The organism is Nocardiopsis sp. ATB16-24 (assembly GCF_030271535.1).
Taxonomy (GTDB): Bacteria; Actinomycetota; Actinomycetes; order Streptosporangiales; family Streptosporangiaceae; genus Nocardiopsis.
This window is the reverse complement of record NZ_JASCXJ010000009.1, coordinates 102,677-122,053: the sequence shown is the minus strand read 5'-3', so window position 1 is coordinate 122,053 and position 19,377 is coordinate 102,677. Positions and strand designations below refer to the sequence as shown.

The following is a 19,377-nucleotide window of genomic DNA, read 5'->3' as shown; positions in this document are numbered from 1 at the left end:
CTCCTCAGGACGCGTCCGGACGAACCGGGGAGTGGCCGTGTCGCTCGTGGAGCCCCCGGGCGATCTCGGCGTCGCCGAAGGCGCCGTCCGCCAGGAGCAGCCCCACCTGGAGCGACACGATCTGTTCGGTGGTGCCGGGGAAGTGTCGGAACAGACGCAGTCCGACGGTGCCGAGTGCGGTGGAGGCCACGTCGCGGGGGGCCCGCCTGGCCCCGGCCGCGCGGACCACCGACATGACGGTGTCGCGCTCCCGTTCGGCGGGCACCAGGCCGTCGAGGGCCACCCCCGTGGCCCGGGAGCTGTCGTGGATGGGGGTGTCGACGTAGCCGGGGTAGACGGTGGTGACCCCGATGTGTGTGCCGTACTCGGCGCGCAGACAGTCGGCGTAGGCGGTGAGCGCCCGCTTGGAGACCGTGTAGGCGCCGGCGAAGGGAAGTTGGAGGCCCGACAACAGGGAGGCGGTGATGATGACGCGGCCCCTGCTCCGGAGCAGGGCCGGCATGGCGGCGGCGGTGACCCGCCAGGGGCCCAGCAGGTTGACCTCCAGGGCCTGGTGGACGTGCGCGTCCGGAGTCCGGCCGATGTCCACGGCCGGTCCGACCCCCGCGTAGTGGATCAGCAGGTCCACACGGCCGTCGAGTCGTTCCAGTGCTTCGGTGACCCCCTGGCGAACCTGCTCGTCGTCGGTGATGTCGCAGCCGATGACGTCGGGGGCGGGTTTGAGATCGATGCCGACCACGTTCACGCCGAGCCGGCGGAGAACGGCCATGGTGGCGTTGCCGAAAGCCCCCGAGGCACCGGTGACGAGGGCGTTCTGGCCGGGCAGCCGTCGTAGGTGGCGCGGCGGGGGCGTCGTCATGTGATCTCCTCCACAGTCATTGCCGGGAACGTTACAACGAGCATTGTCACAATGCAATGGGGAGAGGATGGAAATTTACTGACGAGTAAGGTTCGGGGGTCCCTAGGCTTGGCCCATGGCCGAATACCGCATTGACGAACTCGCCCGCCTCGCCGACACGACGGTGCGCAACGTCCGGGTGTACCAGGACCGGGGGCTGCTGGCCCCTCCCCGGAGGGAGGGGCGTGTGGGCATCTACTCCGAGGCGCACCTGACGCGTCTGCGGTTGATCGGCCAACTGCTGCGCAGGGGCTACACCTTCGCCAACATCGGGGAGATGTTCCGGGTCTGGGAGCGCGGCGGCGACCTGTCCGACATCCTCGGCTTCGAGTCGGCCATCGGGGACGCCTGGAGCGACGAGATCCCCGACTACCTCACCATCAAAGACCTGAAGGAACTGTTCGGCGGAGGCGTGACACCGCGGACCGTCAAACGTTCCTTGGACCTGGGCGTGCTCGAACGCGACGGCCTGCGCTTCCGAGTGCCCAGTCCCCGGCTGCTGCACGCCGGTGTGGAACTGGTGAAGCTGGGGATGAGCGTGGACTCGGTGCTCGACATCGCCGAGAACCTGCGTGACAAGCTGGGCAACGTGGCCGAGCACATGGTCCGCCTCGTCGCCGACCACATCATCGCCGAGTACGCGCCGGGCACGGTGGTCCGCAGCGAGGAGACCGCCGAGATGGCCGAACTGATCCGCCGTGTGCGTCCCCTCGCGCAACAGGCCGTGGACGCGGTCCTGGCGCAGGAGATGGCGGACAAGCTCACCAACGTGATGGGGGAGCACTTCGCCCTGGCGATGGAGTACCTACAGAAGGAGGCCGCGGAGAAGGAGGGGCCGGAGGAGGGCAGCCCGGGAAGGGTCGGCTCCGGGCAGGGGGCGCGCTGAGCAGGCCCCGCGCCACGCGGAGCGGGACCCTTCCTAGGCCCACCGCCGAGGGCCTCCCGTCCGGTCCCGCCCCGGCGTCGGAGCGGGACCGGACGTGGAGAGGGGCCTCAGACACCCTCCGCCTTCGGCATCGGCTTCGGGGAGGTCGGCGTGGGTTCGGCCACCGTCAGGGGCAGCGGGACGGTGAACCGCAGCTCGGCGAAGGCGCCGGCGGGGACGGCGGGGGAGTGGGGGAACACCGGTGCGATCCGTCGGTACGGTGCCCCCTGCTCCGGACGCGTGTCCTCCTCACCCTTGTTCGGCCACATCGACATCGCGCGCTCGGCCTGTGCCGTGATGGTCAAAGACGGGTTCACGCCCAGGTTCGCGGTGACCGCCGAGCCGTCCACCACGTGGATGTCCGGATGTCCGTACAGGCGGTGGTAGGGGTCGATGACACCGTTCTCGGCGCTGTCGCCGATGGGACAGCCGCCCAGGAAGTGCGCGGTCATCGGGATGTCGAACACGTCCCCCCACGTTCCTCCGGGGAACCCGTCGATGCGTTCGGCCAGCCTGGTGGCCGCCTCCTGCCCGGCCGGGATCCACGTCGGATTGGGTTCGCCGTGGCCCTGCCGGGAGGTCAGCTTCTTCCTGCCGCCGAACAGGCCCCGACGCACCGACGTGGTCAGCGAGTTGTCCAGGGACTGCATCACCAGACCGATGATGGTCCGCTCCGACCAACGGCGGTTGGAGAAGCTGCGGACGAAGACGTGCGGGCGGCGGACCACCAGGCCCAGGAACCGCAGCCAGCGTGGAATCCTTCCTCCGCCGGGCACCTGGATGGCGGTGAGGAGTCCCATCGCGTTGGAGCCCTTCCCGTAGCGGACCGGTTCGATGTGGGTGTTCTCGTCCGGATGGATCGAGGAGGTGATGGCCACGCCCTTGGTCAGATCCTCCGGCGGCGGTACGTGGCGGCTCATCGCTCCCACCAGGGCCTCGGAGTTGGTACGGGTGAGCGTGCCCAGTCTTTCCGACAGTCGTGGCAGCGTCCCCGAGTCGCGCATGCGGTGCAGCAGGGTCTGGGTGTTGTAGGTCCCGGCGGCCACGACGACCTGACGGGCGGTGAACGTGCGGGCGTTCTCCCTGCGCCGAGGTGCGTCGGTCCTGACGGTGTCGACGGCGTACCCGCCTTCGGGCAGCTCGCGCAGACGTTCGACGGTGGTCAGGGGGTGCACCTCGGCGCCGTCGCGTTCGGCGAAGTACAGGTAGTTCTCCGTGAGGGTGTTCTTGGCGCCGTGGCGGCATCCGGTCATGCACTCACCGCACTCCCGGCAGGCCCTGCGCTCGGGTCCGGCCCCGCCGAAGTAGGGGTCGCCCACCGACGCGCCGGGGGCACCCCGGTTCCCCGCGCCGTCCTCACCGTCACCGAAGCACACGCCCACGGGGGTCGGCCGGAAGGTGTGTCCGACGCCCATGTCCTCGGCCACCGCCCTCAGGTGCACGTCGGAAGGGGTGATGGTGGGGTTGGTGCGTACGCCGAGCATGCGTCGGGCCTGGTCGTAGAAGGGCGCCAACTCCGACTTCCAGTCGGTGATGTGCCGCCACTGGGGATCTTCGAAGAACGGGTCCATCGGGTGGTACAACGTGTTGGCGTAGTTGAGGGAGCCTCCGCCCACGCCCGCTCCGGCCAGGATCATCACGTCGCGCAGCAGGTGGATGCGCTGGATGCCGTACATGCCCAGTCGCGGTGCCCACAGGAAGTTGCGCAGGTCCCATGAGGAGGACGGCAGCGTCTGGGGGGTGAAGCGACGTCCCGCCTCCAGGACACCGACGCGATAGCCCTTCTCGGTGAGGCGCAGGGCGCTGACCGAACCTCCGAATCCGGAGCCCACGACGATGACGTCGTAGTCGAAGCGACCGTCGTCGCCGTCGGTGGTCTCGTTGGTGGTGCCGGTGGTGGGGGTCGTGGGGGAGGCGGAGGATGTTCTGCGCTCTGAGGGCACGGCTGATCTTTCTCCAGGTCGGTTACGGTCTACGCATGGTGGTCTTGCTACGAGTCCGCAACATTGAACGCGCCATCTAGAAATGTGACATTGGTTATTGTAATGTTCCTCACTACCGCCGAGTAGGGCGTGTTTCATACAACACACGTGGCGTGCCTCGGCGCAAGATCCGCTCCCCCCACGCCGTCTCCCCGGGCGGCGGAACACTGGAGGTACCCATGCCCAAGGCTTCCGACGAGGTGTCCGAGCCGCCCCAGGACACGCCCGAACAGCGACAGGGCGGCACGCAGTGGCGCAGGTTCGCGCTCGTGGCGGTCCCGGGATTCGTGGCCGCGGCGGTCCTCGGCGGTATGACCACCCAGGGACTGCTCGCCGCGTCCTTCGCCGTCTCCGGCGACAGCTTCAAGATGTCCGCGGACCGACTCTCCGGCAACGGCTTCACCCAGTACGGCGACGCCGCCACCTCCGTGGACGGCTCCTCCCGACCGGTCGGCCTGTCCTCGGTGAGCACCGCGGAGCTGACCGACCTGTGCATGTCCTCCCTGTGGGACCTGCCCATCGGGCAGGCCACCCTGGTCATCAAGGCCGGTGAGAGCACGCCGGTGGAGGGACGCAACCTCGTCCTGGACATCGAGCAGCTCCAGGGCGACGCCGAGTTCGGGTCCATCGAGATCGGACGTGACGCCAGCACCCTGGACAAGGCCGACGGTGGTCAGGGCCCGGAGGGAGGCTTCGGTCTCCAGGCCGACTCGATCACCGTCTCCGACATGGAGCTGACCACGTGGGCGGTCACCTCCGGATCCCTGCGTCTGTCCGGCCTGAGTCTGGCGGTCAAGCCCGGCGACCACGAGTGCTTCTGATCCCATGGCCCACGCACTGACCCCGCTGCGCACGGGGTGGGGGCACTTCCGGAACTGGCGGCGCAGCCGCCCGTTCTGGGGTGGGCTCCTCCTCGTCGCGGCCGGAATCGAACTGCTGGTGGCACCGGCCGCCCAGAGTCTGATCCTGCCGATCGACCTGATCATCTACGCCGGTATCGCCGGTGTGTCCGGCACCCTCATCGCACTGTTGATGATCACCCTGGGAGTGCTGAGCTGGTTGCAGCCCGCACAGCACGTCTTCTTCGGACTGGTCGGCCTCTTCCTCTCGCTGGCGTCCTTCGTGACCTCCAACTTCGGCGGGTTCGTCATCGGGATGCTGCTCGGTATCGTCGGTGCTTCGCTCGTGTTCGCGTGGACGCCCGGTGTCCGAGGGCGCCCGGGTCGGCGACGTGGGATCGGGGACGCCCCGACCTCCCGGGGCGGTGGGGAGCGGGAGGAGGACTCCGGCGAAGAAGGGTCCACGGAGGAGGAAGGCCCCGACGACAACGTCACCGGCGAGACCGAAACCCGGACCGAAACGCAAGCGGGCCGTGCCGGCTCCGACGCCGGTTCCGACGAGACGGTCTCGCCTCCCCGGAACGGGACGCGGCCACTGGCCGCCCTCGCCCTGCCACTCGCGGCGATCATGACCCTGGCGAGCGCGCCCGCGCCCACCCTCGGCTGGCCCTGGGACTGGTTCCGCCCTCCGAGTGACGAGGAGGAGCAGCCGACGGAAGAGCCCTCGCCCTCTCCCACGCCCACTGACGGCCCCGAGGAACGGCCCACCGACCCGGGTGGTGACGAGGAGGCCGAGGACGGCGCCGAGGAGACCGAACCCGAGGAGGAGCCGGAGGAGGAAGACGAGGAGGAGGGCGACGCCGACCAGTGCGAACTGCGCACGGGCGAGTCCGCCCTGGCCGGGTCCGAGGAGGAGTTCCTGGACGCCGTGCGCGCCTGCGAGGCGGCCCAGGAGGAGGGTAGTCTCCCCGACGTCCTGGTGGCCCGGGAGTACGACTGTTTCCCCGGCTCGGTCCGCACGTCCGGTCTGAGCGCCGACAGGCTGACGATGAGCGGTGCGCGCTACGACGGGATCGTGGAATGCCCCACCCAGGACGGCGCCCGCAGGTACATCCGGCTGTCCATGAGCAGGGCGGACTTCCACGACGCCGAACTGTGGTTCGAGGACGCCGGGACCCGGATGAGCCTGGGCCTGCCCACCATGGTCATGGACGGTGACGTCCAGATGCACGTCACCCGGATGCACGTGCGCATCCTGGGCATCCCCCTCACCTTCACCCCGGACTTCCCTCCCCCACTGCTGCTGCCGTACATGATCGTGACCGACGTGGACGTGGACGACCCGACGGCCAGTACCGGCACCATGAACATTCCGAACCTCAACGGGCGTTACGGCGGCTCCTGACAGGCCGCGGGGGCGCCGTGGTCGACCACGGCGCCCCCGGGGAACACCTCAAAGACCGCCGGCGATCAGACGACTGGCCCGGCCCACGTACGAGACGTACAGAGCGTCGCGGGCCCGGGTGCAGGCCACGAACAGCAGCGTCCGCTCCCGCCGGAGGGCGTGCTCCAGTGCCACCTGGTCACCGTCGGCCGCCTCGATCGCGGCCTTGGGCGGTAGCAGATGGTCACTGACGCCGACCAGAGCCACACAACGGAACTCCTGACCCTTGAGCCCGTGCAGCGTGCCGGTGCGCACCGCCCGGATCCCGCCGCCGTCATCCAACCGCGCGGTGGGGATGTCCCTGGCCTCCAACTCCTTGGCGATGCCGCGCACCACCCACTGGTTGCGCCCGGCCACCGCGATCTCGGCGGGATCGACCCCGGCCTCCAGCCACACGCGCACCCAGTCGCCCAGCGCGGTGAGCTCCTCGGCCCGGTTCTCGCAGGCGCGTACCACCGGAGCGGGCCCGCGCAGCAGTGAACGGTACCCGGCCAGGGTGTCGGCGTCGTCGTCCATGCCCAGACTCGCCCGGCGGCCCAGGACGGGCATGCTCCAGTCCAGGATCTCCTGCGTGATCCGGTAGCCCACGCGCAGACGGCGGCTGCGTCCACGCACGCTGATGCCCAGTGAGGCCAGTGAGACCCGGTTGTCGGACACTCGCTGGTTCGGATCGCCGACGATGAACAGATCGTCCGGCCCCTCGGGAACGGCGGCCCGAAGCATGCGCCATTGGGTCGGGTGCAGGTCCTGGGCCTCGTCGATCACCGCGTGCCGGAACAGCGGTCCGCCGCGCCCCAGGATCCGGGCGGCCTCGTCCGCCAACTGTGGAGAGGACCACAGGCCCTCCACCCGCATGGCGCCGACGTAGCGCCGCACGGTCTCCCACACCTGGCGGCGATGCTCGGGAGCCAGATGCTGTATCCGGCCGCTGCGCTCGCAGCGAATGTACTGGGGCAGCAGCTCCAGCCCCTTGGCGAGGATGACCTGCTCCCACTCGTCCACCAGGAAGCGACCGGAGAAGGCGAGACCGTCGGCCACGGCCACCGCCCGCCAACGCCGCGCCAACTCGTCCTTGCCGATCAGGCGCGGTGCCATGCCGGCGTGCGACTGCACCACCGCGTGGGCCAGACCGTCGATCGTGGCCACGCGCACCCGGGCACGGACACCCGGGTCGGGCAGCAGCCGGTCCAGGCGCTCGGACAGGGACTGGGCCAGCGCGCGGTTGTAGGTGGTCAGCAGTACCGACTCCCGGACATCCCCCGGGTGCACGGCGGCGTCGTGTTCGGCCAGGTGGGCGGCGCGATGCAGCGCGATCACGGTCTTGCCGGTCCCGGGTCCGCCGGTGATCTGGGCGGATCCGTTGTAACGGGCCTCGGTGATCCGGTGCTGGTCGGGGTGGAGCGTCAGCCGCCACCGGTCGAAGGGACCGCTGAGCGCGTCCGCGAGCTCGGGAGGACCCGTGGGCGTGGGGTCGGGGACGGCGAGGGCCGCACCCGCCGGAGTCCGGGGCCGCAGGTCTCGGGCGAAACGCAGGGCCTCGTCACGTGGACGCACGGTGACCAGGCGGTAGTGCGCGTCCTCGGTGGGACCACCGGGACGCTCCTCCCCGTCCGGGTCGGAGACGGGAACGATGACGCCGGACCAGTCGGGAGAGATGCGGACGACCCGGACGCGCGGATCGGCGGCGCCCTCGACGGACTCCGGTTCGGGTCGGTCGCCCGCCTGGTAGGCGCGCATCACGGCCAGGGTTTCGAGCTGGACGTCGGGCGTGAGGCGGGTGAAGTCGCTGAGAAACGTCGGGGCGATCGCGAGGGCGGACACGTCGTGGTTTCCTCCGGTCTTCGACCAGGTGGTGTCTGTGGTGCTCGGAGCGGTCGGAACGGATGAGTCTGGTGCGGCGCGGACGGTCGGGACCGGTCCCGCGCTCATAGGGAGGATGCTCGCCCCGGAATTTGGGCAAACGCCGCCTGAAGGGCTATTCCACCCGAGGGGAGTGGTATCTGAAGAGTCTGCGTAAGACCAGGTCAGAGCGTCGTTTGCGGAACTGTGTTCGGCCCTTCGGTGAAGGTTTTCCGTGGAGGGCGCAAGGCGTCCCCGTGACCTGGGCTTCTTCGACGCCCTCCGGTTTCCTTAATATGACTTATAGTCTGTCCGAAATTCGGGCAGCCAGACGGACGGGAGGAGGAGAGCCTGTTCCCGGCAGGATTCGTCAAAAGAGCGGGGAGAGCCCCTCGCCTCGATATGTGCGGGCCGAAACCGAGGGACGGGGAGAGCGGCGGGATGGGGACACGAGCGTCCGCACGCGAACCAGTCCGGCCCTCCCGTGATCGTGTCCGCACGTTAACGCAGTGGCCGTTTGCGGACACGTTCTGTGCAAAGGGTTCCCTGATGCGAGATCGTGGAGACACGCGAGGTACCACGTGTGGTTCAGGGCCCTGCCGGGGTCCGTCCTACCCCGGCAGAGTCCTCAACCACCCTAGAGAAGCGGTACCCCGCCCCGGCCCCGTCCAAGCGGGAGGGCGCGCCAACCTTAGCCGGTCCGATCGACGCGGCTCCCCGGGCCCCACCGGCCGGCTCTCCGCCCATGTCGTTCTCCATGCTCTACCGTGGGTCTGACAAAAGAGCGGAAAGGATCGGAACGAGACCAGTGGCCTCCGACGACATGAGCCGTATGCGCGTCTCCGATGCCGAGAGAGACCAGGTGGCGGAGGTCCTGCGCGAGGCGGCGGCGCAAGGGCGCATCACCCTCGACGAACTCGACGAACGGCTCGACGCCGCCTACGCCGCCAAGACCTACGCCGACCTCGGGCCCCTCACCGCCGACCTGCCCCCCGGCGGTGGGACGTCCGCGAGTCCGGTCCCCCCGGTGGCGGGAGACCGTCCGCCGGAGCGCCGAAGCGACGACGTCCTCGTCCTTCGCGCTCAGGGCAGCACCGTCGTGCGCAGGGGCACATGGCGGGTGCCACGCCGTGTCGAGGTGCACAACCAGTACGGTTCCGTCCGTCTGGACTTTCGCGAGGCGCACATCCTCGACCCCGTCGTCGAGATCCACATCAACGCCTCCTGGGGATCGGGCGATCTGATCCTGCCGGAGAAGGCCACCGCCGAGGTGGACGTGGACACCACCTGGTTCGCGGTCCTACGGGAAGACGTCGACTCCATCCGCGAGACGACCCGCACCCACTTCGTCATCACCGGCACGTGCCAGGGCGGCAGCCTGTCGGTCCGCTACAAGCGTCCCTTCTCCTGGGCGGGCCTCATCGGCCTCGACGACTGAGCACCCACGGCGGTCGTCCCCTCGTCCTCCGAACCCGATCCGGGACCGAGCACCGTGCCGGTGCGCCATGATGGGTGCCACGCGCGACCTGGCGCGTGAAAGGCACACGGTGCGTCGGCGCCGGACGACGACGAGGGGCGGCAAGGTGGCTCTGTGGATCGCGGTGGTCGGAGCGGGCGCGTGCGTTCTGGCCCTGGCGCCCTACGGGTGGATCCACCTGGCCGGTGTCGGGCGTCGGAAGGAGATCGACACCGTCCCCTACCGGCCCGTGGCCGTGGTCCTGGGTGCGGCGGCCTGGGACGACGGACCCTCGCCGCTGCTCGCCCGTCGCCTGGACCTGGCCGTGCGGCTGTACGAGAACGGCAAGGTCGAACGGATCATCGTCTCCGGTGACAATCGAGAGGTGTCGCGTCGTGAGACCGACACCATGACCGGGTACCTGATCGGACGAGGGGTGCCCGCCGACAGAATCGAGGCCGACCGTTACGGCTACCGCACCTGGGACACCTGCGTACGGGTGCGCGACCTGTTCGGGGTGCGTGCGGCGACCATGGTCACCCAGTCCTTCCACCTGCCCCGCACCATAGCCCTCGCCCGCGCCGCCGGAATCGACGCCGTCGGAGTGGGCGACGCCAGCCTGGGCGCCCGACGCCGTTCCACGATGATCGGCTACGGCCGTGAACTCGGCGCCGCGGTCAAGGCACTGCGCGACGCGCTCCTGCGCCCCGCCCCGGCCCACGCCGAGCTCTAGGAGACACCCGGCGCCTTCGCGACCCCACACCGCGGGAACGGGTCGGCGGCGGACGGCCTCACGCCCCCTTCCACGAGAACCGGAGAGCGGTGCCCGGGTCGGTACGCGGGCGGCGGCACAGCCGGGATAATCACCCCATGAACGCGACCACGGACAACGACTCGAACGACGGCGCGGAGAACGTGGACTGGGAGGCGCTGGCGCCCCGGGAAGGCGCGCGCATCCCCGAACTCCTCGCGCAGCTCGCCGGCAGTGACAGCGCGCTCTCCGAGCTCCACGACATCCTCCACTTTCCCGCACCCGGGCACCTCGCGGCACCCAGGGCGGTCGACTTCCTGGTCGACATCGCCTGCGCCGCGTCGACCCCCGCCACCGACCGTTGGCGCCCACTGAGCCTGCTGCTGGAACTGGTGGTCGGGCACGTGGAGGACCGCTTCCCCGAGCCCCTCGAACTCGACCAGTGGCGCGAAGAGGTGGCCTGGGCGACCTCCGAGGACGTGGAGAAGGTGCGCGAACAGTACCGCTCCTGGGCCGAAGAGGCACAGAACGAGCAACGCCACCACCGCATGCGCAACCGACTCGCCGTCATGGAGCGGCCGGAGGGGCCCGCGCTCCTGCAAGCACAGCTGGACACCTACCAGGCCGTGCACGCCCGCGTCCCCGACCTGGTCACCCTGCTCAAGGGCGGCGACAACCGGGGCGGTATGGACCGCGCCGGAGAGTGGGTGAGCTACCTGCTGGGCTTCATGGACTCCGATGCCCGGCGGATCGCCGCCGAGATCACCTCCGCCTCCCACATCCTGCTCGCCAAGGACCTGAGGCCGGCCCCCAAACCGCCCACGAGCCTGCGTGAGGCGATGAACATGACGGACACCGGCGAACCGCTGCCCGCCGAACTGTTCGCTCTGGGGATGGTGGCCGATCCGACCGACATCGACACCACCGTCGGGCTCACCCACCAGATGGCGGGTGGGAACCTGTACAACTCCTTCGCCGCCTCCGTGGCGATGGTGCTCATCCATGGCGAGAACACCCCGCGTGAGGCACTGCGCCGCATCGGCCGGGGCGGCGGCACCTCCGTGGGTTACGCAGGGCTGTTCAACGAGTCCTGGCCGCACTGCGGCGGCCACTCCCCCCAGGTGCTGGGCTTCCTGGCACTGGGCCGTGCCGGTGACCGCGCCCGCCGCCTGCGACTGGACATCCTCCCGGGGCTGATCAGGGACGAGGAAGGATCACGGGCCCTGGTGACCGGCGTGGGACTGGAGATCCTGTTCGGTCCCCGCACCAGGGAGCGCTCCGTCGAGGACCACGCCGGCGCCGACTACGACGAGGAGACCCTCAAGGTCCTGTGGGCCATCGCCGAGCTGCCCGACTCCGCATGGGAGGACGAGGAGTTCGTCCGGACCCTGAGCGCCTGGGCCCTACCGGACGACGCCGAGGACTTCCGCGCGCTGGCGGGAGTGGAAGCCCGACCCGAACCCGAACCCCGGCAGGAGCCGGAACCCCAGCGGCAGACCCCCAGCGCACCACAGCCCGGTGGTCTTTTCGGACGCCTCTTCGGAGGTGGACGCTGACGGACCGGCCGTGACCGTCACCGGTGGGCGAGCGGTCCCTTCCCCGCTCTCCTGAAACCCCTCGGTGTCGCCGCCGGGCGCCGGTGGCGACACCGAGGGCGAACCTTCCTTGGGAAGCGCCTGAGGAACCCCCACGGGCGTCTCCACGCACCGGGGAGACCACGGACGGGAACGCCGTGGGCGAGGGCCTTCCCGGACGATCCGGTCTGCGCCCGGGCCCACTAGAGTCGCCGCATGCCCTACCAGTCACAGCACGACGAGCTGCCCCCGCGACTCAGAGCCCTCGCCGACCTCATGCCGGGAGACATGAGAGAGGGGGCCGGCATGCACCGGTACGACGGGAAGGTCGCCGACATGTCGCCCGACGGGGTCGAGGCCGCGCTGTCCCGCCTGGGCGGCGACCCCCTCGACGACCCGCACGACGAGGCACATCTGACCGCCTTCGAGAACGCCCTCCGCTACGAGTGGGGCGAACTCGGACTCCACCGGGTCAACCCCCTCTACCACCTGGCCGAACTCGACCTGTCGGGCTACGACCGTGAGTACGCTCCACGAGTCGAGCGGGACGCCGCGCGCATCGCGCACCTGGCCGAGTGGCCGCGCGTGGTCGACAACGCGATCACCGCCCTGGACCGGGTGCCCGCGCCCGTCGCCGAGGCGCTCATCGGCGCGGTCAGGGGGGTAGCCGACGGACTGCCCGGCGACCTGCCCGCCGACATCCGGGAAAGAGCCCTCGCCGCCCACGCCCGTCTGGTCGCCCACATCGAACGCGCCGCGCGGGAGGGGCCCGCCAGTGCGGCTCTCGGCACCCGGACGCTGGCCCGCCTCATGGGCTGCGGTGAGGCCGTGGAGGTGGATCCGGCGGACCTGGAGGCCCGTGCCCGAGCCGAGCGCGACCGTCTCCGTTCCCTGTTGGCCGAGAGCGTCGGACGCCTCGCGCCCGGACGCCAACCCATGGAGTTCGTTCGCGAGCTCACCCGCAGGCACCCCGACACCGACGGGGTCCTGGACGCCGCACGTCAGTGGACACGCCTGGCGCTGGAGTTCACCGCCGAGCGGAGACTGGTCCCCTACACCGACGGGGAGTGCCGTGTGGACGCCTCCCCCGCCTCCCAGCGCTGGGCCACCGCGATGATGGCGTGGTCGGGGCCGTGGGAGGCGGACACGCCCTCCTTCTACTTCATCACCCCGCCCGACGCCTCCTGGAGCGAGGAGGAGGCCGACGAGTGGCTGGAGATGTTCAGTCACACCACCCTGCCCGCCGTGAGCGTCCATGAGGTCGCCCCGGGGCACTTCTCCCACGGTCGTGCCCTGCGCCGGGCTCCGGGGCCGGTGCGTCGGGGACTGCACTCCATGACCTTCGCCGAGGGTTGGGCGCACTACGTGGAGGAGGTGTGCGTGGAGGAGGGCTTCGGCGCCTACGCCGCCGAACGCCTCGGTGACGACTCCTGGACCGCGGACCACTACGAGATCGGGGTATGGGTGGAGGCGCTCATCCGCGTCACCCGGTTGTCCGTGGCCATCGGTGTGCACAGCGGCACCATGACCGTGGAGCAGGCCGCCGCGAAGTTCGCCGAGGACACCCCGCTCCAGGGACCGGCGGCCCTGTCCGAGGCCCGCCGCGCCACCTTCGATCCCACCTACGGCCGCTACACCTGGGGCAAGTTGGAGATCCTCCGACTCAGGGAACGGGCACGGCGACAGTGGGGCGAGAAATTCACCCTGGAACGTTTCCATCGGGCGTTGCTCGACCTGGGATCACCGCCGCTCGGCCTGATCGACGCCGCCCTCGCCCACGGCTGACGGGCCCGTCCACGGTCGGACGGACGGTGGCGTCCTCGGGCGCCGGCGGAGTCCCGAAGAACGCGCGTGAGGCGACGGCGGGCCCCGAAGGTGCCACGGGTGGGTCGGTGAGACGCCGACCCACCCTCCCCGGACCTCCGAAGACCCCCGATCCTCGTGGCGCACGGTCGAACGGCGCCCCGAGGGAGCATCCCTAGCCGTCGCCGGCCCGCTCGGCCACGCCCAGGGCGCCGAGAGCGGCGCGCACCCGCCCCCGCGCGGTCCCCAGCGCACGCGCGGCCGAGGCCGCGTCCACGTCGGCCAGGAGCGACACCAGAGCCACACGCGTGTCGCCCTCGGCCGCGTTCAGTGCCCGCGCGCACGCCTCCTCGTCCAGGCCCGTGGCCTGCATCAGGATGGTGACCACTCGGCCGCGCAACTTGCTGTTGGTGGCGTCCACTCCCACCATCAGGTTCGAGTACGTGCGCCCCATCCGCACCATCACCGCCGTGGAGAACGCGTTCAGCGCCAACTTCTGCGCCGTGCCCGCCTTCATACGGGTGGACCCGGCGATCACCTCCGCACCGGTGGACATGCCCACGTGCACGTCCACGTCCTCGGCCAGCGGCGCCTGAGGGTTGGCGCTGATCAGCACCGTCGACGCCGAACGCTCCCTCGCCACCTCCAGGGCCCCTCCCACGTAAGGGGTCCGTCCGCTGGCCGCCAGGCCCACCACGAGCGATCCCGGAGTGATCTCGGCCGCGTCGGCGCGTCCGGACCCCCAGTCGTCCTCGATCCCCTCCACCGCCCGGGTCAGGGCCTCACCACCGCCCGCGTGGTGAGACACCACCCAGTGCGGGGGGACACCGTAGGTGGGGGGCAGCTCGGCGGCGTCCTGTGCGGCGATACGACCGGACGTGCCCGCCCCGAAGTAGTGGATGGACGCCCCGCCCTCCAGGGCCGCCACCCCCAACTCCACGGCTCGCGCGAGCTCCGGCAGGACCGCGCCCACCGCCGCGGGGACCGTGACGTCCTCGGCGTTGATCTGCCGCAGCACGTCCAACGCCGGAAGCAGATCGATGTCGTAGGTACCGGTGTTGCGCTCCTCCGTGGGCGCACGCACGATCACGGCCTCGCCGCCCCTTCCACCGGAGGCCGTGGCGTCGGTCCCCCGTGGAGCACCTCCGCCTTCGGCCGTGACACCCCGCCCGTCGTCGTGCACAGCGCTCTCCTGTTCGGTCCGCACTCGCGTCCGTTCCTTTCCGCCAGTGCCGCGGTCGGCCCCGGCCCCGTAGCCGGGGGAACCCGACGACGAGGCCGACACCCACCGGGTCAGCCGTCGCTTGCGTCCGTGCTCCTGCCGCCGGGGCCCTCGCCCCGGCGGCGCCTGCGTTCATCGCTGAACCGCAGTCCCCGCACCGCTTCGAAGGTGGTCTCCAAGGCGGTGCGGCTGTCGGTGTAACGGCTCTGCGCCAACCCCACGAACAGGCAGTCCACGACGGTCAGCTGGGCGAGCCTGCTCGCGGTGGCACCCGACCGGAACGTGGTCTCACGCGCCGCGGTGGTCAGTACGTGGTCGGCGAAGCCGATGGGGGAGCGGGGGAAGTTCGTGATGGCCACGGTCACGGCACCACGCCGACCCGCCTCGGTCAGGGCCTGGACGGTATCGATGGTCGTACCACTGTGGGAGATACCGATCGCCACGTCGTCCTCGCCCAACAGGGCCGCGCTGGTGAGCATCACATGCGCGTCCGACCACGCGAACGAGGTCAGACCGATCCGATGCAGCTTCTGCTGTAGGTCGGCGCCCACGAACGCGCTCGCACCCACCCCGTACACGTCGATGCGCCGGGCGCCCGCCATCGTGTCGATGACCATGCGCAACACCTCCACGTCCAGGGAGGCACCGGTCTCCTCCACCGCGCGCGCGTCGGTGTAGGCGATCTTCTGGACCACCGTGACGAGGGTGTCGTCGGGGTTGATGTCACTGGACAGCTCAGGCGAGCCCGATCGCGCACCACGCGCCTGCCCCGCCTCGGTGGCCAGCGCCAGACGCAGGTCCCGATAACCGCTGAAGTCGATGGTCCGGCAGAACCGGATCACCGTCGCCTCGGAGGTGGCGCAGTCCTTGGCCAGCTGGGTGATGGAGGAGGCCGCCGCCCGCTCCGGATCGTCGATGATGCGCTGGGCGACCCGTCGCTCGGCGGGGGCCAAAGAGGGCAGCAGAGACCGTATGCGCAGCACGGTCGTGGGCACGGGCGGCGCGGAGACGTCGGGGGTCTCCGGTGGTCCGTTCACATGTTTCGGATTTTCCGCCATGGAGGAAAGTTTCTTTCGGTCGTGGTGCAGAGTCAACGCAGGGACAGGAAAAAGCGGGAGAATCCAGGATTCCAAGGCACAGGCGAAGCGGCAAGTACCAGAGTCCCAATTGCGATATCCCAGCTCAGAAGGCACCTTGGAACCAAGGGGCGCATCGGCCGCCCGAACACACCGTCACCACCGCGCACCTGAGCGAACGCGTCCGGACCGCCCGAACGCGAACCCTTCATCCGCGTCCAGACGCTCGTCCTCCACCTCGGCGAGTCCCTGCGCGTCTTCGCGCGTCCCCACGGCCCGGAAGGCCGTCGTACCGCACGCCGGGCCCGCGAAGGGTCGACACGGCCGTGGGGAGGTACCGGCCGCCTCCCGAGCCCTACGGGAGGGCGTGGCCGAGGAGGACGGCGTCCGGTCCTCCTCGCGGTGAGGAGTGGTCCCATGGGCGGCCCAGGGCGATGTTCCCCGGTGTGGTGAGGGAGCCGCCCCGGACACCTGCGGTCGGCACATCCTCACTCTTGGGCCATGAAATCGGTCGGATATGCCCACAGGGGTCCTCAGCACTCACACAAGTCGCTAATGTCAACCCCATGACAGAGAACAACGATCCCAACATCGACCCGGCGGGGACCACCCAACACTTCCGCCGCTTCGTCGACGAGAACCCGGCGCCCGAAGAGCCCGCGCGCCGTCCGATCCTGCCGATCGTGCTGGCGGCCGTCGGCGCGGTCCTGATCATCGCCGTCATCGTCGCGTTGGTCATGGCCTTCTCCTAGGAGGCCCTCTTCAGGGGGCTCCGTTCCCTCGGTGCCCCCAGAGAGGAGACCTTCGGCGTCCACGGTGTCTCCGGAGCCCGCACGACCTCCCAGTGGACGCAAAGCGCGCCGAAGGCGTTGGACACCCCTTCCCCGAAGTCTTCGGAGAACGCACGAGGATCGGCCGTCGGAACGGCCCCAGAACGGTTCGCGGCCACCTCACGGTCCTGCTAGAGTTAACGACGTCGCCAAGGTGAGGCCCAAGAGCCACGCCGGTGAGCGGCAGGCGCCATTAGCTCAGTTGGTCAGAGCAGCTGACTCTTAATCAGCGGGTCCGGGGTTCGAGTCCCTGATGGCGCACAGAGCGGCGGCCCCGAGGCGAAGGCAGCACCTTCTCTCCGGGGCCGCCGTACTGCCCGGTCGAAGCGCCCGCGGATGTGATCCACGACCTCTTCCGCAGAGGCCGAGGGTCGCCATGGGTCGGGTAAGGTGGAACGGTCGCCGCGGCCGAGAGGCCCCGCGGCGGACGGCAGGCGTCATTAGCTCAGTTGGTCAGAGCAGCTGACTCTTAATCAGCGGGTCCGGGGTTCGAGTCCCTGATGACGCACACGAAGCGAAGGCCCCGGTCGATTCGACCGGGGCCTTCGGCGTTCACGGGAATGGATTCCGGAAGGGTTCTCCCGTCTGGTCTTCCTGTGTTCCCCCTTCTCATGACTCTTCGTGTGCGCACGAAAGCTCTCTGTTCTTCGACGGAAAAGAAAAGGGGAGTACTTCTGTGCAGAGAGAACATCGCTCTGTGTGATGGGACGCGAGTGCAGCAAAAACGTCGTAGCCGCGTGATGGGCTGTCCGGTGTTGGAAAACCCCCGTTCAGGGGGTGGAAGGTGCGATGGCACATCGTGTGCACGAAGGTTCCCTCCCACGATCCCAGGAATGGGATTGACACGAACCCGTGGCCGGTGAACTGTTACCTTCTCACCCCGATCGGGACTGATCACCCTCACACATGACTTTCGGAGTATGCCCATGTTCTCTTTCCCTCCCGTTTTACGTGCCGCCGGGATCTCCCTGCTCGCCTCCGGCTCGATCCTGGCACTCAGCGGCTGCGGCACCCTCATGTCCGTCCTCGGAGAAGAGGGCAATGTGATGACGCTCAACGTCGGCGACTGTTTCGACGAGGAGACGATGAACACCGCCCTCATGAACAGTGAGATCACCGACGTACCGCTGGTCGACTGCGCGGAGGAGCACGACTCGGAGTTCTTCCACTCCCACCAGATGACGGGTGACGAGTACCCGGGGGACGGTGAGATCCAGACCCAGGCGGACGAACTCTGCTCGGGAGACGCCTTCACCGACTTCATCGGTGTCTCCTACGAGGAATCGGAGACCTACGTGGCCCACCTCTCTCCGACCCAGGAGAGCTGGGAGCAGTTGGACGACCGCGAGATCCTCTGTTACGTCAACGTCCCCGGTGAGAAGGTCACCGGGACCCTTGAGGGCAGCGCGCGCTGATCGCCGGCCCCAGGAGACCGATGGAGGTCCTGTTCCGACCTTCCGGACACATTCCCCACCTGGGGCCCCGATGGGGTGTATGTCCTGATGAGAGCAGGATCTCCGTTTCATTCGGGTCGGAGATGGAACCTTCAGCGGGTTCCGGGCATCTGCACAGATGTCGACGGCCACGGCCCCCACGTCGGCTCGAGTACCTCAACGATCCCAGTGGAGTCTTCCTTGTCCGAAACGCGTCGCTCGCCGCTCGGCCGCATCACCTTCGGAGCGCTGGCCCTAGGCACCGCCACCCTCACACTGACCGGATGCGGTCTCCCCCTTCTGCCCCCCGCCTTCCAGAACACCGACGAGACGGTCGCGCCGGAACCGGTGGACACCGAAACGCCGACCGACGTCGTCGAGCCCACCGAGCCCGAGGACACGCCCGAGCCCGCCGGGCCGGAGGACACCGACGTCTTCGCCATCTACGTGGGGGACTGCGTCAACGAATTCGGTGAAGAGGGTCCCTCCGAGTTCTCCGAGGCACCGACCATCTCCTGCTCGGAGCCCCACGACTACGAGGTCTACCACGCCGAGGACGTCCAGGAGACCGGGCTCTACCCGGGCTTCGACAGGATCTCGGAGATCGCCACTGAGATCTGTTACGACGAGTTCGCCGATTTCGTCGGTACCTCCTACGAGGAGTCCGGACTCGACTTCACCTCCTGGTTCCCCACGGAGGACGGATGGAACGAGGGCGCAGACCGTGAGGTCCTCTGCCTGATCTACGACCCCGCCGGCCAGGCCACCGGGACCCTGGAGGGTTCGCGGATCTAGGTGTGCGTCGCCAGAGGAGGGGGCCGCACCGCTTCGTGAACCGGTCCCCGGAAGCCGGACTGAGAGATCGGTTCCGCTTCCGGGGAGTATGTGCGTGAACCCGCGCAGCTCGATCACCAGCGAGCAGTGTGCTGCCGCTGTAGACCTGTTCGAGGCAGGTCGCGGCTTCAGAGCCGCGTCCTCGCTGCTCGGCGTAGGCCGCCGGGCGCTCCGTGTCCCGTTCGAGCGATGGAAGCTCCATGGTCGAAGGGCTCTGGTGGAGAAGCGGACCAAAGAGTGGTTCCCGTTCGAGGTGAAGCGGGAGGTCGTGCGCCGGCGCCTGGCGGGCGAGACAGCGATGGACCTGTGCAGCGAGTAGGGGCTGTCCTCGCGCAGGATCCCGAACGAGTGGGGCCGGTACACCCCCTGAGGGGATCCGGATCCGTGGACGTCATCGTGTTCCGCGACCCGGGCGGTGCATCCGGCCCATGTTCGCGCCGTAGGCAGGGGCCCGCACGAGAAAGACACCGC

Annotated in this window: 16 protein-coding genes and 2 tRNA genes; 13 read left to right on the top strand and 5 right to left on the bottom strand. The window is 69.4% G+C overall.

Annotation, left to right across the window (positions count from 1 at the left end; genetic code table 11):
- Positions 1-4: 4 nt before the first annotated feature.
- Positions 5-859 (bottom strand): SDR family NAD(P)-dependent oxidoreductase, encoded by an 855-nt coding sequence (locus tag PFX91_RS12265; RefSeq protein WP_285731631.1) that lies wholly within the window; start codon positions 857-859, stop codon positions 5-7.
- Between the two features lie 115 nt (positions 860-974).
- On the opposite strand from PFX91_RS12265, the gene PFX91_RS12260 reads away from it, so the two are divergent.
- On the top strand, positions 975-1,784 hold the full coding sequence (locus PFX91_RS12260; RefSeq protein ID WP_285731630.1) for a MerR family transcriptional regulator: 810 nt from the start codon (positions 975-977) through the stop codon (positions 1,782-1,784).
- A 107-nt stretch (positions 1,785-1,891) separates the two neighbouring features.
- Here the strand turns inward: PFX91_RS12260 and PFX91_RS12255 are convergent, their stop codons facing one another.
- Complete coding sequence (locus PFX91_RS12255; protein ID WP_502888312.1) at positions 1,892-3,766, bottom strand: GMC family oxidoreductase N-terminal domain-containing protein; 1,875 nt, start codon at positions 3,764-3,766, stop codon at positions 1,892-1,894.
- 218 nt (positions 3,767-3,984) lie between these two features.
- Between PFX91_RS12255 and PFX91_RS12250 the strand changes: the two genes are divergently transcribed.
- The gene (locus PFX91_RS12250; RefSeq protein ID WP_285731629.1) at positions 3,985-4,626 is read left to right on the top strand and encodes a DUF6230 family protein; all 642 of its coding nucleotides are present in this window, start codon (positions 3,985-3,987) and stop codon (positions 4,624-4,626) included.
- A gap of 4 nt (positions 4,627-4,630) precedes the next feature.
- Positions 4,631-6,049, top strand: coding sequence for a DUF6114 domain-containing protein (locus tag PFX91_RS12245; protein WP_285731628.1), 1,419 nt, complete (start codon positions 4,631-4,633; stop codon positions 6,047-6,049).
- 48 nt (positions 6,050-6,097) lie between these two features.
- Here the strand turns inward: PFX91_RS12245 and PFX91_RS12240 are convergent, their stop codons facing one another.
- Complete coding sequence (locus tag PFX91_RS12240) at positions 6,098-7,909, bottom strand: UvrD-helicase domain-containing protein (RefSeq protein ID WP_285731627.1); 1,812 nt, start codon at positions 7,907-7,909, stop codon at positions 6,098-6,100.
- A gap of 826 nt (positions 7,910-8,735) precedes the next feature.
- Between PFX91_RS12240 and PFX91_RS12235 the strand changes: the two genes are divergently transcribed.
- From PFX91_RS12235 to PFX91_RS12220, 4 genes are all read left to right on the top strand, one after another.
- Positions 8,736-9,365 (top strand): DUF1707 SHOCT-like domain-containing protein, encoded by a 630-nt coding sequence (locus PFX91_RS12235; RefSeq protein ID WP_285731626.1) that lies wholly within the window; start codon positions 8,736-8,738, stop codon positions 9,363-9,365.
- A 145-nt stretch (positions 9,366-9,510) separates the two neighbouring features.
- Complete coding sequence (locus PFX91_RS12230; protein WP_285731625.1) at positions 9,511-10,116, top strand: SanA/YdcF family protein; 606 nt, start codon at positions 9,511-9,513, stop codon at positions 10,114-10,116.
- Between the two features lie 137 nt (positions 10,117-10,253).
- Positions 10,254-11,690 (top strand): hypothetical protein, encoded by a 1,437-nt coding sequence (locus PFX91_RS12225; RefSeq protein ID WP_285731624.1) that lies wholly within the window; start codon positions 10,254-10,256, stop codon positions 11,688-11,690.
- 234 nt (positions 11,691-11,924) lie between these two features.
- On the top strand, positions 11,925-13,493 hold the full coding sequence (locus PFX91_RS12220; protein WP_285731623.1) for a DUF885 family protein: 1,569 nt from the start codon (positions 11,925-11,927) through the stop codon (positions 13,491-13,493).
- 193 nt (positions 13,494-13,686) lie between these two features.
- Here PFX91_RS12220 and PFX91_RS12215 read toward each other — a convergent pair whose 3' ends face one another.
- Positions 13,687-14,718: an N-acetylmuramic acid 6-phosphate etherase gene (locus PFX91_RS12215; protein ID WP_502888311.1), complete on the bottom strand. Its 1,032-nt coding sequence runs from the start codon at positions 14,716-14,718 to the stop codon at positions 13,687-13,689.
- Positions 14,719-14,804: 86 nt separating this feature from the next.
- Positions 14,805-15,791, bottom strand: coding sequence for a MurR/RpiR family transcriptional regulator (locus PFX91_RS12210; RefSeq protein WP_502888310.1), 987 nt, complete (start codon positions 15,789-15,791; stop codon positions 14,805-14,807).
- A 584-nt stretch (positions 15,792-16,375) separates the two neighbouring features.
- On the opposite strand from PFX91_RS12210, the gene PFX91_RS12205 reads away from it, so the two are divergent.
- The 6 genes from PFX91_RS12205 (at position 16,376) to PFX91_RS12180 (ending at position 19,225) form a co-directional block, all read left to right on the top strand.
- Positions 16,376-16,561 carry a hypothetical protein gene (locus PFX91_RS12205; RefSeq protein WP_285731621.1) on the top strand — a complete coding sequence of 62 codons (186 nt, stop codon included), beginning with the start codon at positions 16,376-16,378 and terminating at the stop codon, positions 16,559-16,561.
- Positions 16,562-16,826: 265 nt separating this feature from the next.
- Positions 16,827-16,900: transfer RNA gene (locus PFX91_RS12200), tRNA-Lys, on the top strand.
- A 173-nt stretch (positions 16,901-17,073) separates the two neighbouring features.
- A tRNA-Lys gene (locus tag PFX91_RS12195) sits at positions 17,074-17,147 on the top strand.
- 418 nt (positions 17,148-17,565) lie between these two features.
- The gene (locus PFX91_RS12190; protein WP_285731696.1) at positions 17,566-18,054 is read left to right on the top strand and encodes a septum formation family protein; all 489 of its coding nucleotides are present in this window, start codon (positions 17,566-17,568) and stop codon (positions 18,052-18,054) included.
- Positions 18,055-18,273: 219 nt separating this feature from the next.
- A complete protein-coding gene (locus PFX91_RS12185) occupies positions 18,274-18,867 on the top strand; it encodes a septum formation family protein (protein WP_285731620.1) in 594 nt (197 codons plus the stop codon).
- A 94-nt stretch (positions 18,868-18,961) separates the two neighbouring features.
- The gene (locus PFX91_RS12180) at positions 18,962-19,225 is read left to right on the top strand and encodes a hypothetical protein (RefSeq protein WP_285731619.1); all 264 of its coding nucleotides are present in this window, start codon (positions 18,962-18,964) and stop codon (positions 19,223-19,225) included.
- Positions 19,226-19,377 lie beyond the last annotated feature (152 nt).

Excerpts from the sequence above, each read along its gene's own strand:
- PFX91_RS12265 (WP_285731631.1), bottom strand. The coding sequence starts at position 859 with ATGACGACGCCCCCGCCGCGCCACCTACGACGGCTGCCCGGCCAGAAC.
- PFX91_RS12260 (WP_285731630.1), top strand. The coding sequence starts at position 975 with ATGGCCGAATACCGCATTGACGAACTCGCCCGCCTCGCCGACACGACG.
- PFX91_RS12250 (WP_285731629.1), top strand. The coding sequence starts at position 3,985 with ATGCCCAAGGCTTCCGACGAGGTGTCCGAGCCGCCCCAGGACACGCCC.
- PFX91_RS12245 (WP_285731628.1), top strand. The coding sequence starts at position 4,631 with ATGGCCCACGCACTGACCCCGCTGCGCACGGGGTGGGGGCACTTCCGG.
- PFX91_RS12225 (WP_285731624.1), top strand. The coding sequence starts at position 10,254 with ATGAACGCGACCACGGACAACGACTCGAACGACGGCGCGGAGAACGTG.
- PFX91_RS12220 (WP_285731623.1), top strand. The coding sequence starts at position 11,925 with ATGCCCTACCAGTCACAGCACGACGAGCTGCCCCCGCGACTCAGAGCC.
- PFX91_RS12210 (WP_502888310.1), bottom strand. The coding sequence starts at position 15,791 with ATGGCGGAAAATCCGAAACATGTGAACGGACCACCGGAGACCCCCGAC.
- PFX91_RS12205 (WP_285731621.1), top strand. The coding sequence starts at position 16,376 with ATGACAGAGAACAACGATCCCAACATCGACCCGGCGGGGACCACCCAA.
- PFX91_RS12190 (WP_285731696.1), top strand. The coding sequence starts at position 17,566 with ATGTTCTCTTTCCCTCCCGTTTTACGTGCCGCCGGGATCTCCCTGCTC.